Origin of the sequence: Bradyrhizobium sp. NBAIM18 (assembly GCF_020193825.1) — a bacterium.
GTDB lineage: Bacteria > Pseudomonadota > Alphaproteobacteria > Rhizobiales > Xanthobacteraceae > Bradyrhizobium > Bradyrhizobium yuanmingense.
The window spans coordinates 194,485-209,841 of the sequence record NZ_JADYVO010000004.1 but is presented as its reverse complement, the minus strand read 5'-3'; the positions used below and the strand labels follow the sequence as shown (position 1 = coordinate 209,841).

Sequence of the window (15,357 nt, the reverse complement as noted above, 5' to 3'; positions counted from 1 at the left end):
GTCTCCGAAAGGCTGATCCAGTCAAGACTTCCGGATATCCCATTCAGTTCCCCTTGCGCGGTGCAGCCTCGCTCCAGGCGCGGTGCAGCACGCGGAGGAACCTTCGTCATGAGCGGGAGTTCGCCGTACGGGCAAGGCTAAAAGTCACGAGGCCAACCGTGCAAGACGACGTGCGCGTGCGTTCCACCGCGCAGATCGCGGGTCCTTCGATTCATCCGATGCTGGTGCCGATCCCGATCACGTGTTTCGTCGGGGCGCTGCTGACCGACATCGCCTATGTCGCCAGTGCCGAGATCATGTGGGCGAATTTTTCGGCCTGGCTGCTGCTCGCCGGAATCGTCTTCGGCGTGCTGGCGGCGATCGCGGGCCTGATCGACTTCCTCGGCAATCGGCTGGTGCGGGCGCAGGCGCCGGCCTGGCCGCTTCTGATCGGCAATGCCGTGGTGCTGATCCTTTCGATCGTCAATCTGATGATCCACATGCGCGATGGCTGGACTTCGGTGTGGCCGAGCGGGCTCGCCTTGTCCGCGCTCACAGTGCTGATCCTGCCGATCACGGGTTGGCTCGGCTGGGCTCTTGTCTATCGCCACGGCGTGGGAGTTGCACGATGACATCTGCGATGATCCGCGCGCTGTTGTGCGCGTCGCTGCTCTGTCTGGCGGGCTGCAATGACGGCAGCGGCGATCCCAACGCGCAGGTCGGCGCCAATCCGGCACTTCCCGAAATCCAGCAATATCTGCTGCCGCCGGTCCACATTGCCCGCATCGTCGGCTGGAGGAAGGACGAGACGCCGACGGTTGCGCAAGGCCTGCAGGCCAAGGCCTTCGCCACGGGCCTGCAGCACCCGCGCTCGCTCTACGTTCTCCCCAATGGCGACGTGCTGGTGGTGGAATCCAAGGCGCCGAAAGGCGCCCCGATCAAGCGGCCCAAGGAGATCGTGATGGGCTTCATCGAGTCCTGGGCGACCTCCGGCGGCGACAGCGGCGCGAGCAACCGCATCACGCTGCTGCGCGACAGCAACGGGGACGGCGTGCCGGAGACGCAAAGCGTCTTCCTCGACCATCTCAACTCGCCGTTCGGCGTCGCGCTGGTCGGCAACGATCTCTATGTCGCCAACACCGACGCCATCGTCAGATATCCCTACACCGAAGGGGACACGAAGATCACCGCGCCGGGCACGGTGCTGACGCCGCTGCCGGGCGGTCCGATCAACCATCACTGGACCAAGAGCCTGGTCGCCAGCCCCGACGGCGCGAAGCTTTACGCCGGCGTCGGCTCCAACAGCAACGCCGCCGAGAGGGGCATGGAGGCCGAGCACAATCGCGCCGCCATCCTCGAGGTCGATCGCGCCAGCGGCCGCTGGCGCGTGTTCGCAAGCGGCCTGCGCAATCCCAACGGCCTCAGCTTCGAGCCGCAGACCGGCGCCTTGTGGACGGTGGTCAACGAGCGCGACGAGCTCGGTCCTGATCTCGTGCCCGATTACATGACCTCGGTGAAGGACGGCGGCTTCTACGGCTGGCCCTACAGCTATTTCGGCCAGCACGTCGATCCCCGTGTCAAGCCGGAGCGGCCGGATCTCGTCGCCAGGGCGATCGTGCCCGACTACGCGCTGAGCTCGCATGTCGCCCCGCTCGGGCTCGCCTTCAACACCGGCACCAGCCTGCCGGCCGCCTATCGCGGCGGCGCCTTCGTTGGCGAGCACGGCAGTTGGAACAGGCAGGTGTTGAGCGGCTACAAGGTCGTGTTCGTGCCGTTCACAGACGGCAGACCGAGCGGCCCGCCGCAGGACGTCGTCACCGGGTTCCTCAACAGCGACAATAAGGCGCGCGGCCGCCCCGTTGGTGTTGCCATCGACAAGACCGGCGCGCTTCTGGTTGCGGACGACAGCGGCAACACGGTCTGGCGAGTGAGCGCGACCCATCCGCAGCTGACGCAACGTTAAGCGCGCAGGCGCGTTGTCGTGCAGACCTTTTTTCTGAAATCTAGAGCCAGGAGTTTGGACAATGGGCCTTGCGCAATATGCCATCGTGCCGGTGCGGGACGAATGGGGCGTGCTGCACGACGGCGACGTCAAGAACACCTACGCCACCAAGGAAGCCGCGTTCGAGTCCGCAGTCGCCGCCGCATCCCTCGCGCTGCGTGAGGGACATGAAGTTCAGGTCAGCGTGCCCGGCCGCGAGGCGGGAGGCAACGCGCTCGGCGTCCGGGACAACGCTTGAGAAGGAAGACGCGATGACCAAGCCCCGTGAGCCCAACGGCGTCGAGCCATCCCGCTCCGAGGACGACATCCAGCGCGACCAGCTCGGCCCGCGCGGCGTGCCGGGCGCGCCCGATCCGGCCAAGATGACGCCGCAGCGCGAGAAGAAGACGCCGAAGCACGTGGATCCCGGCCACACCGCGTGAGGGGGCTCCGCTGCGGCCAACCGACCAGACGATCAATCGCACGCGGCGGGCGGCACTCCTCCGTCATTTCCGTATCGGCCTTTGAATCGAGGTAGTCGCCTCGAGGTCATCGCGCGCGCCGCCGCCAGCCGCACGGCTACAGCAGGCCGGGCGACCGCAGTTCCGACCTGATTCGGACGAAAAGGCCCTGTCGCTGCGATCGACGAATGTTGCGGCGACAGGGTTTCACTTGTAGCAAGACTGGCCGAACGTTATGCGCGCGAGCGCAAAGATCATGAGGTCGCTGGATGAACCCCGCTGTCATTGCCGTCGCCATCACCGGCTCCGTTCCGCGCAAGAAGGACAATCCGGCGGTGCCGATCCTGCCCTCGGAGCAGATCGAATCGACGCACCAGGCCTTCGAGGCGGGCGCCACGCTTGCGCATATCCACGTCCGCAACGACGACGAGACGCCGTCCTCCGATCCCGAGCGTTTTGCCCAGGTGCAGGAGGGGATCAAAAAGCATTGTCCTGATATGATCGTCCAGTTCTCGACCGGCGGGCGTGGCCGCGATCCCTCGGCGCGCGGATCGGCGCTCTACCTCAAGCCCGACATGGCCTCGCTCTCCACGGGATCGGTGAACTTTCCGACCATCGTCTACGAGAACAGCGCCGCGCTGGTCGAGACGCTCGCCACTAGCATGAAGACGAACGGCATCCGGCCGGAAATCGAGATCTTCGATCTGTCGCATCTGCATGGCGCCCGCCGCCTGATCGATGCGGGCCTCATCGACGCGCGTCCGCACGTGCAGTTCGTCATGGGCGTTAAGAACGCGATGCCGGCGGACGAGCATGTGCTCGACATTCTCCTGGGCGAGCTCAGGCGGCTGATCCCGAAGGCAACCTGGACCGCAGCCGGAATCGGCCGCCATCAGGCCGAGGTCATGGGGTGGGCGCTCGCCCGAGGGGCGGACGCGGTCCGCACAGGGCTCGAGGACAATATCCGCGTCGACAAGACGCGCCTTGCTGCCAGCAACGCCGAGCTCGTGACCTTGGCCTGCGAGGCGGTCGCGCGCCACGGCCGGCGCGTTGCGACCGCGACTGAGGCGCGATCGCTGCTCGCCATGGCAGGGTAGGGCGACTTCCTCGTCCTCACATGCTCCCGGCTGCCGCCTGCCATTCGGCGGCCGGCGTTCCCGTGCGCGGAGTCTCCGAGTAGACAGGTGCTACAGGCGCAATCTGCGCCTGCCGGGCAGGCGACGTTTGGAATGCAGCTCTTGAAATATGACGGCAGGCTCATCGGGGTCCTGCTGATGCTCGCCACCACGCAGCTGGTCGGATGGGGCACGATCGGGCTTCCCGCCATCGTCGGGCGCGATCTCGCCGCCGATCTCGGCATGAGCCTGCCGGGAGTGTTCGCCGGCACGTCCGTTCTCTACGTCTCGATGGGGCTGTGTGGCCCGTTGCTCGCCAAGTCGTTTGCGCGGCATGGCGCGCGGACGGTCATGATGGTCGGCACGATCGTCACGGCGCCGGGCTTCGTGCTGCTGTCGCTCGCGCGCGAGCCGATGCTCTATTTCGCCGCGTGGATCGTGCTCGGCATCGCCGGCAGCGCCACGCTGTCGACCGGCGCCTATATCATGCTGAACGAGATCGCAGGAAGGCAGGCCAAGAACGCGATCGGCGCGCTAATGCTGGTGACGGGCCTGTCCAGCAGCATCTTCTGGCCGACGACCTCATTCCTGAGCGGTCACCTCGGCTGGCGGGGGACGTGCCTGGTCTACGCCGCAATGATGCTCCTCGTCAGCCTCCCGCTCTATGCGTTCGGCGCGCCGCGCCGGAAGATCACAAAGGACGAGGGCGCCGCGCCGGTCAAGCGGTCGCCGCCGCCCGCGATTGCACAGAGCACGTTCGGCCTCGTCGTCGCCGCGATCACGCTGAACGCCTTCGTCAATTTCGGCATCGGCGCGATCCTGATCGAACTGTTGCGGGCGGAGGGGCTGGCGCCGGCTCAGGCGCTGGTGTTCGGCTCGATGCTGGGCGTGATCCAGGTCACCGCCCGCGGGCTGGATTTTCTCGGCGGCGGACGATGGGACGGCATCACGACCGGGCTCGTCGCGGGCAGCGCATTGCCGGTCGCCATGCTGCTGCTGATGTCGAGCGAGGGCGCCACCTGGGCGGTCGCGGTCTTCATCCTGCTCTATGGCGCCGGCAGCGGCGCAATGGCGGTGGCGCGGGCGACCATCCCGCTGGTGTTCTATGACCAGGCCGAGTTCGCCAAGGCGATGTCGATGATCTCGCTACCGCTCAACCTCGCCTCCGCGATCTCGCCGCCGCTGCTCGCGGGCCTGCTGACGGAGTTCGGCAGCCGTGCCGCGCTCGGTCTCACGCTGGTGTTCTCCTGCGCGACGGTGCTGATCCTCGTTCTGCTCGCTCGCCGCCGGCCGCGACAGCCGGCGGTCGTGACCTGAGCCGATCACGCAATATTCGCGGCGCGGAAAGTTTGCGGACGGCGATCACCTCCGGCCCGGCAGGAGATAGCCGTATGCCGCCAGTGCAGTGCTCAGCGTGCGAAAATGGTGGTATCGGCAGGGAGCGCAGCCTGCGATCCGCCGCCGCGCCAAGGTTAGTTCCCCGGAGGAAATCGACATGTCGGCCCTGCCGCTCTCAGGCATCAAGATCCTTGACCTCACCCGCGTGCTGGCCGGGCCGCTGTCGGCCCAGATGCTGGGCGATCTCGGCGCCGAGGTGATCAAGATCGAGCGGCCGGGCACCGGCGACGACGCGCGCGCTTTCGGTCCGCCTTACCTCGCCGACCCCGAGGGCAAGGCCAACAACAACAATTCGTTCTACCTCTGTGCCAACCGCAACAAGAAGTCGGTCACCGTCAACATCGCCAAGCCCGAAGGGCAGGCGATCGTCCGCGAGCTCGCCAAGGACGCCGACGTCTTCATGGAGAACTACAAGGTCGGCGATCTCAAGCGCTACGGTCTCGACTACGAGACCATCAAGGCGATCAATCCCCGCATCATCTATTGCTCGGTGACCGGCTTCGGCCAGACCGGACCTTACGCGCCGCGCGCCGGCTACGACGCCATCCTGCAGGCGATGGGCGGCCTGATGAGCGTCACCGGCCATATCGACGGCGAGCCCGGCGAAGGCCCGATGAAGGTCGGCCCCTCGATCGTCGACTACATGACCGGCATGAACGCCTCGATCGGCATTCTCTCGGCGCTCTACCATCGCGATGCCAATGGCGGGCAGGGACAGCACATCGACGTCTGCCTGTTCGATACCGTGATCGCATCGCTGTCGCACTGGCTCCAAATTTACCTTGTCAACGGCAAGACGCCGCCGCGCCGCGGCACCTGGGGCAATGGCGGCATGCCCGCCGGCGTGTTCCGCTGCGCCGACGGCGAGCTGATGCTGGTGGTCGGCAATGACGGCCAGTTTCAGCGCACCTGCGCCGTGCTCGGCGAGCCCGAGCTCGCGAACGATCCGCGCTTCGTCAAGAACAACGACCGCGTCGTGCACGGCAAGGAGATCATGGCGATCTTCGCCGGCCTGTTCCTGAAGCAAAAGGTAGCCTACTGGCTGGAGAAGCTGGAGGAGGCGGGGGTGCCCTCAGGGCCGATCAACAATTTCGAGCAGGTGTTTTCCGATCCGCACGTCCAGTCGCGCGGCATGCGGGTGAAGGTGAATCATCCCTTCGAGCCTGATCTGTCGCTGGTCCGCAACGCGCTCACCTTGTCGGAGACGCCAATCAAGGAGTACCGCGCCCCGCCGCTGCTCGGGGAGCACACCCAGGAGGTGCTCGGCGGCAAGCTCGGCTATGATGCCGGCAAGATCGAGCAGCTGAAGGCGCAGGGCATCGTCTGACGCTCTCTTCCGCGCCGGGGGCCGAGAGGCCGGGATTCAAGCGCAGCGCGACTATTGCGACACACATGGCCGCGCGCGCCATGCCGGGGCTTGCGTGAAGCTTGCCTGCAATCCCCAGCTAATCCCGGTCCGTAGTCGCACAGGCTTCCGCTTTGCCCCCGACTCTGATTCGATCTCTCCACTTGAGTTCGGGGAGGGAAGTGAATGTCCTACACGATCGGGTTCCAGGCCAAGGACCAGAAGGCCATTCTGGCGACCGAGGCGGCCACCGCCAATCAGGCCGTCGCCATCATTGCCGCGCTGCGGCAGAGCGCTGACGAGATCAAGTTCATCCGCTCGCCGCAGGAAGGCGAGATGGGCATCGAGATGCTGCTGCTGCTCGCCAAGGAAGAGGCCGAGGAGATGCCGCAGCGGGCGTGATCCCGCCCAGCAAACGCTTTTCCATCAGGTCGACTGCATCACCTGATGTGAGGCGCTTACTTCACCTCTCCCCGCTTGCGGGGAGAGGTCGGATCGCCTCGGCGATGCGAAAGCATCGTCCGGTGCGATCCAGGTGAGGGGGTACAGGTCTCCCGAAGACCGCACGTGTGGAGAGAGGCCCCTCACCCCAACCCCTCTCAGCGCGAGCAAAGCTCGTCGCGGCCCCGTAAGAACGGGGCGAGGGAGCGCACCGCGTATGCGGCTTCCAGCTCCGTACCTTCAGCGCCCATCCGCGCTAACGCGCCGCCACCTTTGAAGAGACCTTCGGCTCCATCCGCCCCGCCGTCAGCGCCATCGTCGCCACGCTGACGACGCGCGCGACCACGTCCTCGACGTTGTCGAGGTCGCATTTGCCCTCCGACAGCTTGGTCAGCCGCTCGCTCTCACGGATGGTGTGATGCGCCATGGCGAGCGCGAAGTTGAGGCCCCAATAGATATCGACGTCACTGCGGTCGGGCAGGGACCGCCGCATCGCGCCGACGAATTTGCGCAAATGGTCGATCTCGCGGTTCTTGATGCGCCGGATCGGCGGCACGGATTCGATCGAGGCGCGGATCATGAAGCGCGCCGCGGTCGAGCGCTGGTTCTCCGGTCCCAGGCAGCCGCGCAAGGTCGGCCCGACCAACGCGCGCAGGATGACCTCGATCGGCGCGCGGCCGCCGCCTTGCTCCTCCGCCGCCTTCAACTCGTGCAGGCGCTCGCGGTTGGTGGCGATCGACCGCGTGACAAACAGTTCCGCGATCAGCTCGTCCTTTGAGCCGAAATGATAGTTCACCGCGGCGAGATTGACGCCCGCCTCCGCGACGATGTCGCGCAGCGTCACGTCGCCGAAGCCGCGATCGGCATAGAGCCGCTCGGCGGCGGCGAGAATGGCAGACCTCGTATGATCGCTGGCCATGAATGCCCTCGGGGAGGGGAGTTGCAATTCAAACAGTTGTATGAAACTATCGTTTGAAGGTCGGGAAAAGTCAATCCGCAATCGGGACTCGTTCGCAACTGCAGCCGGGTTTCGACAGGTCCGCAAGGACGCGCATTCGCGCTTGCGGGCCGCGCAAAGCGGGAGGACAGTCCGGCGCAAAAGGACCAGTGAGAGAGAGGAGCGTCGCATGGACTTCGATATGTCGCCCAAGCAAAAGGAATGGCTCGACCGCGTGCGGTCCTTCATGGCCAAGCACGTGCGCCCGGCGGTGCCGATCTACGATCAGCAGGACAAGAGCGGCGACCGCTGGAAGGTGATCCCTGTTCTCGAGGAGCTCAAGAAGAAGGCGAAGGCCGAAGGCCTCTGGAACATGTTCATGCCGCCGTCCGAGCACGAGGACGACGAATTCCGTGGCGCGGGACTGACCAATCTCGAATACGCGCTGCTGTCGGAAGAGATGGGCCGCATCACCTGGGCCTCGGAAGTGTTCAATTGTTCCGCGCCCGACACCGGCAACATGGAAGTGTTCATCCGCTACGGCACCAAGGAGCAGAAGCGGAAATGGCTGCGCCCGCTGATGGACGGTGAGATCCGCTCCGCCTTCCTGATGACGGAGCCGGCGGTCGCCTCGTCGGACGCCACCAACATCGAGACCCGCATCGAGCGCGACGGCGACCATTACGTCATCAACGGCCGTAAATGGTGGTCGTCCGGCGTCGGCGATCCCCGCTGCAAGATCGCGATCCTGATGGGCAAGACCGATTTCAAGGCCGCCAAGCACCAGCAGCAGTCGCAGATCCTGGTTCCGCTCGACACGCCAGGCATCAAGGTCGAGAAGATGCTGCCGGTGTTCGGCTTCGACGACGCCCCGCACGGCCATGCCCAGGTACTGCTCGAGAACGTGCGCGTGCCGAAGGAGAACATCCTGCTCGGCGAAGGCCGCGGCTTCGAGATCGCGCAGGGCCGCCTCGGTCCGGGCCGTATCCATCACTGCATGCGCACCATCGGCAAGGCCGAGGAGGCGCTGGAGAAGATGGTGAAACGGCTCGCCTCGCGCACCGCGTTCGGCAAGAAGATCGTCGAGCACAGCGTGTGGGAGCAGCGCATCGGCGAGGCGCGCACCAACATCGAGATGACGCGACTTCTGTGTCTCAAGGCCGCCGACATGATGGACAAGGTCGGCAACAAGACCGCGCAGGCCGAGATCGCCATGATCAAGGTCGCCGCGCCCAACATGGCGCTGAAGATCATCGACGAGGCGATCCAGGCCTTCGGCGGTGCGGGCGTCTCGGACGAAGCCGGCCTTGCCAAGGACTATGCCCACATCCGCACGCTCCGCCTCGCCGACGGTCCGGACGAGGTGCACAACCGCGCCATTGCCAGGCTCGAACTTCGGAAGTATGCCAACTCTCCCAATCACTAAGCGGGGGAGCCCTGCGGCGCTCCCGACTTGAAGAACCGACGGGACATGATCCAATTGCGGTAACCGCTTGACGCAAGTGCGTCAGCGGTTACCGATTAGGATCATGTTCGGAGCGAAGAGGGAGCGTCACCGTGGCTGACGGCGTCAGGAAAGACGAGGAGTTTTCGGGCACCAAGCCGGTCGAGGAGCGGCATCGCTTCGACGAGATGCGGCTCGAGGCCTGGATGCGCGAGCACGTCGAAGGCTTCGAAGGCCCGCTTGTGGTGCTCCAGTTCAAGGGCGGCCAGTCCAACCCGACCTATCGCCTCGATACGCCGAACCGTTCCTACGTGATGCGCCGCAAGCCGTTCGGCAAACTGCTGCCCTCGGCGCATGCGGTCGACCGCGAATATCGCGTCATCGCGGCCCTCGGGAAACAAGGTTTCCCGGTCGCGCGCGCCTATGCGCTGTGCCAGGACGACGGCGTCATCGGCGCGGCCTTCTACATCATGTCGATGGAGGAGGGCCGCGTGTTCTGGGATCCGACGCTGCCGAGCCAGGACAACGATGCGCGCCGAAAGATCTTCACCAGCAAGATCGAGACGCTGGCGAAACTCCACATGTTCGACCCTGTTACCATCGGGCTCGGCGACTTCGGCAAGCCCGGCAACTATTTTGCGCGCCAGATCGACCGCTGGACCAAGCAATATCGCGCCTCCGAGACCCAGCACATTCCGGAGTTCGAGAAGGTCGCCGAATGGCTGCCGAAGACGGTGCCGGAGCAGGCGCGCGTCTCCATCGTCCATGGCGACTATCGCCTCGACAACATGATTTTCCACGCGACGGAACCGCGCGTGCAGGCGGTGCTGGACTGGGAGCTGTCGACGCTCGGCGATCCCATGGCCGATTTCACCTATCTGTTGATGCAATGGATCATGCCGGGCCTCGACGGTGCCGACCTCAAGGCGCTCAATATCCCGAGCCTCGAAGAGGCCGCGCAGATCTATTGCAACGTCACAGAGATGACGGTGCCCGATCTCAACTGGTACTTCGCCTACAATTTGTTCCGTCTCGCCGGCATCACCCAGGGCATCGCCGGCCGCGTCCGCGACGGCACTGCCGCCAACGCCAAGGCGCTCGAATCCGCCAAGCGCACCGTGCCGCTGTCGAAGGCTTCCTGGGAATACGCGCAGAAGGCGGGGGCGGTGTAGGAAGAACAAAGGCGCGGCTGATGGCCGCGCCCTTTTTTGTTTTGGTAAGGCGCTGCTCCACACGCGCCGTCATTGCGAGCGCAGCGAAGCAATCCAGATTCTTTCCGCGGTGGCCCCTGGATTGCTTCGCTGCGCTCGCAATGACGAGGAGGCGGAATCCAAGACTCGCAATTCACACCGCGCAAGTGCCTTTCGCAGCGACCGAGTCCTTGTATCCCTTTGCCCAATCCGCCCCGGGAGACCCGCGCATGATCGACCACACTACCCTCATCACCTACGTCCTCATCGTGCTCGGTTTCGTCTTCATCCCGGGACCAGCGACGCTGCTCACGATGGCGCGGGCGGCAAGCTCGGGAACGAAGGTCGGCATCGCCACGGGTGCGGGAATCGCCGCTGGAGACCTGGTACATACGGGGATGGCGATTGTCGGACTCTCGGCGATCATCGCGACCTCGGCGCTGCTGTTCAGCATCGTCAAATATGCCGGCGCTGGCTTCCTGATCTATCTCGGCATTCGGGCCATGCTGGACAAGGCGCCGATCGCGCTGAACGGCAGCGCCCCTCCGATCGGCGCAGGTCGCGCATTCCGCGAGGCCGTGCTGACCGAGGTGCTCAATCCCAAGACCGCACTGTTCTTCCTGGCGTTCCTGCCGCAATTCGTGAAGCCGGAGCACGGCGCGCCTGCACTTCAGCTTGCCATTCTCGGTGTCGTCTTCGTGCTGCTCGGTCTCGTCAGCACTGTCGTGTTCGCCGTCGGCGCCGGTCGTCTCGGCAACCTACTGCGCCGCCATCCGGCGGTGGTGAAGTGGCAGGGCAAGGTGGTCGGCGCCATCTACTGCGCCGTCGGCGTGCGGCTGGCCCTGCAGGAGCGCTGAGGCGCGGTGAGGCCGTAGCGGCAATGAGTGCGACGATATCCGGACAGGTGGTTCCCCGCGCTCCGTCATTGCGAGCGAAGCGAAGCAAGCCAGAGTCGTTCCGCGGTGACAGCTGGATTGCTTCGTCGCTTCGCTCCTCGCAAAGACGCGGACTACCCTTTCGCACAATGCGCGATCAGCCGCTCCACGAACCCCGCGCATTTCTCCAGCTCCGCCATCTCCACGAACTCATCGGGCGTATGCGCTTGTGCGATCGAGCCCGGGCCGATCACCACGGAGGGAATGTCGGCGATGTCGGCGAACAAGCTCGCCTCTGTGCCGAACGCGACCTTGGCGTGGTCGTTGCGTCCTGCGAGGCTCTTGGCCAGCGTGACGATGGCGGCGTCGGCGGCGGTGTCGAGCGCGGGATAGTCGAGGATCTCCTCGAAATCGATGCCGCAATCGGGATGTCTCGCCTTCATCGCCGGCTCAATCTCGGCCTTGGCCCAGGCGACGATCGCATCGGTCACCTCCTTGGACTCGGTGATCCCGATGCCGCGGCATTCGAAATCCACGGTGCAGGTATCAGGCACGATGTTCAGCGCTGCGCCGCCGTGCACGATGCTGGTGAGCAGCGTCGAATGCGGGACGTCGTAGAGGCTGTCCGTCGACCGCACGGCCGCCAGCGCCACTGCGCGGCGGCGGATTTCGACGATCAGCTCGGCGGCATATTCGATCGCATTGACGCCGTCGGGCGCGATCGAGGAATGACGCGCGAGCCCATGGAACGTGGCGCGCACGCCGTGCTTGCCCTTGTGGCCGATGATGACCTGCATCTGGGTCGGCTCGCCGATGAATGCGCCGAGCGGCCGAACCCTCTTCTTCGCGACCTCGTGCAGCATCGGCCGCACGCCGACGCAGCCGATCTCCTCGTCATAGGAGATCGCCAGATGAATCGGCGTCTTGAGTCTCGCCTCCACCATCTCAGGGACCATGGCGAGGCACACCGCCACATAGCCCTTCATGTCCGTGGTGCCGCGGCCGTAGAGCTTGCCGTCACGCTCCACCAGCTTGAACGGATCATAGCTCCAGTCCTGGCCCACGACAGGCACCACATCGGTATGGCCCGACAGCACGAAGCCCGGCCGGTCCTCCGGCCCGATCGTAACCCAGAGCGAAGCCTTCTCGCCGGTCTCGTCGACGATGCGCTCGCCCTTGATGCCGAACGCGGCGAGATAGCTCTCGATATGGGCAATCAGGGGCAGGTTGGTGCGGTCGCTGACGGTGTCGAACGAGACGAGGTCGGCGAGGAGTTTGCGGATACGGTCGGGTCTTGAGCTTGGCATTGTCTCGGTCTTGTCAGGGAATGGAGGCTGAGTTGCCTGCAGGAACCATACCAACGTGAGCCCCGGTCGAGCAAATCAACACAGTCCCGCAGCCCGGATGCTGCCCACCACACGACCGTCATTGCGAGCGCAGCGAAGCAATCCAGAGTCTTTCCGCGGAGGGATTCTGGATTGCTTCGCTGCGCTCGCAATGACGGGTTGAGGCAGCTGTGTACCTGAAACTCACGTCTCGTGCCCCGGACGCTGCGCAGCGTCTCCCCGGCGATGCGAAGCATCGTCCGGTTCGACGATGCGCTGCAGAGCCGGGGCCCGTGCAGCAGCGAGCGACGTAGCCTGCTGGGTCCCGGCTCTGCACCGCACCGCTTACGCGCTGCGTCGCGTCCGGGACCGAGACCAGTGCTAAACCGGCTTGCCCGTATACGGCATCGATGCCGTCAAGCCGCCGTCGACCGGGAACGCCTGACCGTTCACATACGAAGCCTCGTCGCTCGCCAGGAACAGCCCCATCGCCGCGAGCTCGTGCGGCTGTCCCGGCCGCTTGAGCGGGTTGAGCTGGCCGATCTTGTCTTGGGTGCCGCGCTCCTTGGCGCGGTCGAAGATCGGCTTGGTCATGCCGGTCTCGATCAGGCCGGGGCAGACCGCATTGATGCGTACGCCGGTGCCGGTGAGCGAATAAGCTGTCGTTTGCACCAGGCTGATCACGCCGGCCTTGCTCGCGGCATAGGGATGCCCGCTCGCGCCGGCCTTGAGGCCCGCGACAGAGGCGGTCAGCACGATTGCGCCGGACTGCTGCTTGACCATGTGCGGCATCGCGTATTTCACCGCGAGAAACGGCCCGATCAGGTTGACGCGCAGGATTTCCTGCCAATGCTCGACGGTCTGCTCGGCGAGCGGAACGAGTCCGCCGGAGACGCCGGCATTGGCCCAGATCACGTCGAGCCGGCCGTGCGTCTTCACCGCCTTGTCGATCACCGCGATGACGTCTTGTTCGGAGCCGGCATCCGCAACCATCGCTTCCGCGACGCCGCCGGCCTTCTTGATCTCCTCGACCGTCTCCTTCACCGCCTCGGTGCGATCGACCGCGATCAGCTTGCCGCCCTCCTTGGTGAACAGCAGCGCAGCCGCGCGACCGATGCCGCTGCCGGCGCCGGTGATGATGACGGATTTGCCTTGCAGGCGACCCATGCGTTTCTCCCTTTTGCTCGTGCGCGACTCTTGCCGCGCGACGGAATTTCAAACAAGATTTCAAACGGCAAAGTGTCTTGAGACGCGTTCACTACTCACGTACAGCGACAATAGACGGGATGGAAGGGTTTCGATGGCAGGTGCAGACAAGCCGAACGTGGTCATCACGCGGTGGTGGTGGGTCCGTCACGCGCCGGTGCGCAACGACGGCGGCAACATCTACGGGCAGAGCGACATCGCCTGCGATACCAGCGATACCTACGTGTTCAACGCTGTTGCCAAGGTGCTGCCACGCCAGGCGGTCTGGTATTCGAGCAATCTGATGCGCACCCATCAAACTGCCGAGGCGATCTGGGCCGCGGGTTTTCCAAGGCCGGCAGCGCTGAAATGGGAGGCGGATCTCGCCGAGCAGAACCTCGGCCGCTGGCAGGGCATGAACCGCGCCCAGTTCATTGCCAGCCGCCCCGTCGGTGCGAGCTGGTTCGCCGACATCAACGAGCCCGCGCCCGGCGGTGAAAGCTTCATGGACCTGTACAACCGCACGCGCCGCACCATCGAGCGGATCAACGCCGAGGCGGCCGGGAAGGACATCATCGCAGTCGCGCATGGCGGCACTATCAGGGCGGCAGTGGGGTTCGCGCTCGGCGGGCAGCCGGAACGCGGGCTGTCGTTCGACATCGACAATTGCTCGGTGACGCGGCTGGATTATTTTGCGAGTCCCGATCGCACGGTCTGGCGGCTGCCGATGGTCAATCAGCAGCCTTGGATCGCCGATCCAGCGCACGCGGCGATGCATCAGCCGGCGGGACCGGAAGTCAAGAAGCTGGCCTGATACTGAATACGAAAATCAAATCTGGGAGAGAAACATGACCTTGTTCGACATGAAGGGGAAAGTCGCCGTCATCACGGGCTCGACGCGCGGCATCGGGCTTGCGATCGCCGAGCGCATGGCCGAGCACGGCGCCAAGGTGGTGATCTCCTCGCGCAAGGCCGACGTGTGCGAGCAGGTGGCGAAAGGCATCAACGACAGATTCGGCAAGGGCACCGCGGTCGCGGTCGCCGCCAACATCTCCTCGAAAGAGAATCTGCAGAACCTCGTCGACGAGAGCAACCGCGCCTTCGGCAAGATCGACGTGCTGGTCTGCAACGCCGCATCGAATCCGTATTACGGCCCGCTCGCCGGCATCTCCGACGATCAGTTCAGGAAGATCCTCGACAACAACATCGTCGCCAACAATTGGCTGATCTCGATGGTGGTGCCCCAGATGATCGAGCGCAAGGACGGATCGATCATCATCGTCTCCTCGATCGGCGGCCTCAAGGGCTCGACCATCCTCGGTGCCTATGCCATCTCGAAGGCCGCCGACATGCAGCTCGCGCGCAATCTCGCCTGCGAATACGGCCAGCACAACATTCGCGTGAACTGCATCGCGCCGGGCCTGATCAAGACCGATTTCGCCAAGGCGCTGTGGGACAATCCGGAGAACCTGAAAGCCTCGACCTCGCGCTCGCCGCTCTTGCGCATCGGCATCCCCGACGAGATCGCCGGCGCGGCCGTGTTCCTGGGCTCGAAGGCCGGCGACTTCATGACCGGCCAGACCATGGTGATCGACGGCGGCGCGACGATCAGTTGAGGTGCGAGATCAGGTCGAGGTGTGGCCGCGAAGAACAGTGCGCTCCCTCTCCCGTTTGCGGGAGA

At 65.0% G+C, this 15,357-nt stretch carries 16 protein-coding genes; 13 read left to right on the top strand and 3 right to left on the bottom strand.

Features of this window, described 5'->3' with window-relative positions:
* The first annotated feature begins 158 nt into the window (after positions 1 to 158).
* From I6F17_RS11385 to I6F17_RS11350, 8 genes are all read left to right on the top strand, one after another.
* Entirely contained in the window at positions 159 to 611 is a 453-nt protein-coding gene (locus I6F17_RS11385) for a DUF2231 domain-containing protein (RefSeq protein WP_225128219.1), read from the top strand.
* Positions 608 to 1,942 (top strand): sorbosone dehydrogenase family protein, encoded by a 1,335-nt coding sequence (locus I6F17_RS11380; RefSeq protein ID WP_225128217.1) that lies wholly within the window; start codon positions 608 to 610, stop codon positions 1,940 to 1,942. Before I6F17_RS11385 ends, I6F17_RS11380 begins: the two co-directional genes overlap by 4 nt.
* 61 nt (positions 1,943 to 2,003) lie before the next feature.
* Positions 2,004 to 2,219, top strand: coding sequence for a hypothetical protein (locus tag I6F17_RS11375; RefSeq protein WP_036010879.1), 216 nt, complete (start codon positions 2,004 to 2,006; stop codon positions 2,217 to 2,219).
* Between the two features lie 13 nt (positions 2,220 to 2,232).
* Complete coding sequence (locus I6F17_RS11370) at positions 2,233 to 2,403, top strand: hypothetical protein (protein ID WP_167361681.1); 171 nt, start codon at positions 2,233 to 2,235, stop codon at positions 2,401 to 2,403.
* Between the two features lie 287 nt (positions 2,404 to 2,690).
* Complete coding sequence (locus I6F17_RS11365; protein WP_225128215.1) at positions 2,691 to 3,518, top strand: 3-keto-5-aminohexanoate cleavage protein; 828 nt, start codon at positions 2,691 to 2,693, stop codon at positions 3,516 to 3,518.
* Positions 3,519 to 3,650: 132 nt separating this feature from the next.
* Positions 3,651 to 4,853, top strand: coding sequence for an MFS transporter (locus I6F17_RS11360; RefSeq protein ID WP_225128203.1), 1,203 nt, complete (start codon positions 3,651 to 3,653; stop codon positions 4,851 to 4,853).
* Positions 4,854 to 5,031: 178 nt separating this feature from the next.
* Positions 5,032 to 6,261 (top strand): CaiB/BaiF CoA-transferase family protein, encoded by a 1,230-nt coding sequence (locus I6F17_RS11355; protein ID WP_225128201.1) that lies wholly within the window; start codon positions 5,032 to 5,034, stop codon positions 6,259 to 6,261.
* 204 nt (positions 6,262 to 6,465) lie between these two features.
* The gene (locus I6F17_RS11350) at positions 6,466 to 6,681 is read left to right on the top strand and encodes a hypothetical protein (protein ID WP_036010888.1); all 216 of its coding nucleotides are present in this window, start codon (positions 6,466 to 6,468) and stop codon (positions 6,679 to 6,681) included.
* A gap of 295 nt (positions 6,682 to 6,976) precedes the next feature.
* Here I6F17_RS11350 and I6F17_RS11345 read toward each other — a convergent pair whose 3' ends face one another.
* Entirely contained in the window at positions 6,977 to 7,639 is a 663-nt protein-coding gene (locus I6F17_RS11345) for a TetR/AcrR family transcriptional regulator (protein WP_225128199.1), read from the bottom strand.
* A gap of 208 nt (positions 7,640 to 7,847) precedes the next feature.
* Between I6F17_RS11345 and I6F17_RS11340 the strand changes: the two genes are divergently transcribed.
* From I6F17_RS11340 to I6F17_RS11330, 3 genes are all read left to right on the top strand, one after another.
* Positions 7,848 to 9,083: an acyl-CoA dehydrogenase family protein gene (locus I6F17_RS11340; protein ID WP_225128197.1), complete on the top strand. Its 1,236-nt coding sequence runs from the start codon at positions 7,848 to 7,850 to the stop codon at positions 9,081 to 9,083.
* Between the two features lie 131 nt (positions 9,084 to 9,214).
* Positions 9,215 to 10,273: a phosphotransferase family protein gene (locus tag I6F17_RS11335; protein ID WP_225128195.1), complete on the top strand. Its 1,059-nt coding sequence runs from the start codon at positions 9,215 to 9,217 to the stop codon at positions 10,271 to 10,273.
* 248 nt (positions 10,274 to 10,521) lie between these two features.
* Entirely contained in the window at positions 10,522 to 11,148 is a 627-nt protein-coding gene (locus I6F17_RS11330) for a LysE family translocator (protein WP_225128193.1), read from the top strand.
* Between the two features lie 152 nt (positions 11,149 to 11,300).
* On the opposite strand, the gene argE is transcribed toward I6F17_RS11330, so the two are convergent.
* Together argE and I6F17_RS11320 are read right to left on the bottom strand one after the other, a co-directional pair.
* Complete coding sequence (argE, locus tag I6F17_RS11325) at positions 11,301 to 12,473, bottom strand: acetylornithine deacetylase (protein WP_225128192.1); 1,173 nt, start codon at positions 12,471 to 12,473, stop codon at positions 11,301 to 11,303.
* Positions 12,474 to 12,872: 399 nt separating this feature from the next.
* Positions 12,873 to 13,658: an SDR family oxidoreductase gene (locus I6F17_RS11320; RefSeq protein WP_109143341.1), complete on the bottom strand. Its 786-nt coding sequence runs from the start codon at positions 13,656 to 13,658 to the stop codon at positions 12,873 to 12,875.
* A gap of 133 nt (positions 13,659 to 13,791) precedes the next feature.
* Here I6F17_RS11320 and I6F17_RS11315 point away from each other — a divergent pair, with 133 nt between their 5' ends.
* Complete coding sequence (locus I6F17_RS11315) at positions 13,792 to 14,490, top strand: histidine phosphatase family protein (RefSeq protein WP_057029612.1); 699 nt, start codon at positions 13,792 to 13,794, stop codon at positions 14,488 to 14,490.
* A gap of 34 nt (positions 14,491 to 14,524) precedes the next feature.
* Complete coding sequence (locus tag I6F17_RS11310) at positions 14,525 to 15,292, top strand: SDR family oxidoreductase (RefSeq protein WP_036010906.1); 768 nt, start codon at positions 14,525 to 14,527, stop codon at positions 15,290 to 15,292.
* Positions 15,293 to 15,357: the final 65 nt, after the last annotated feature.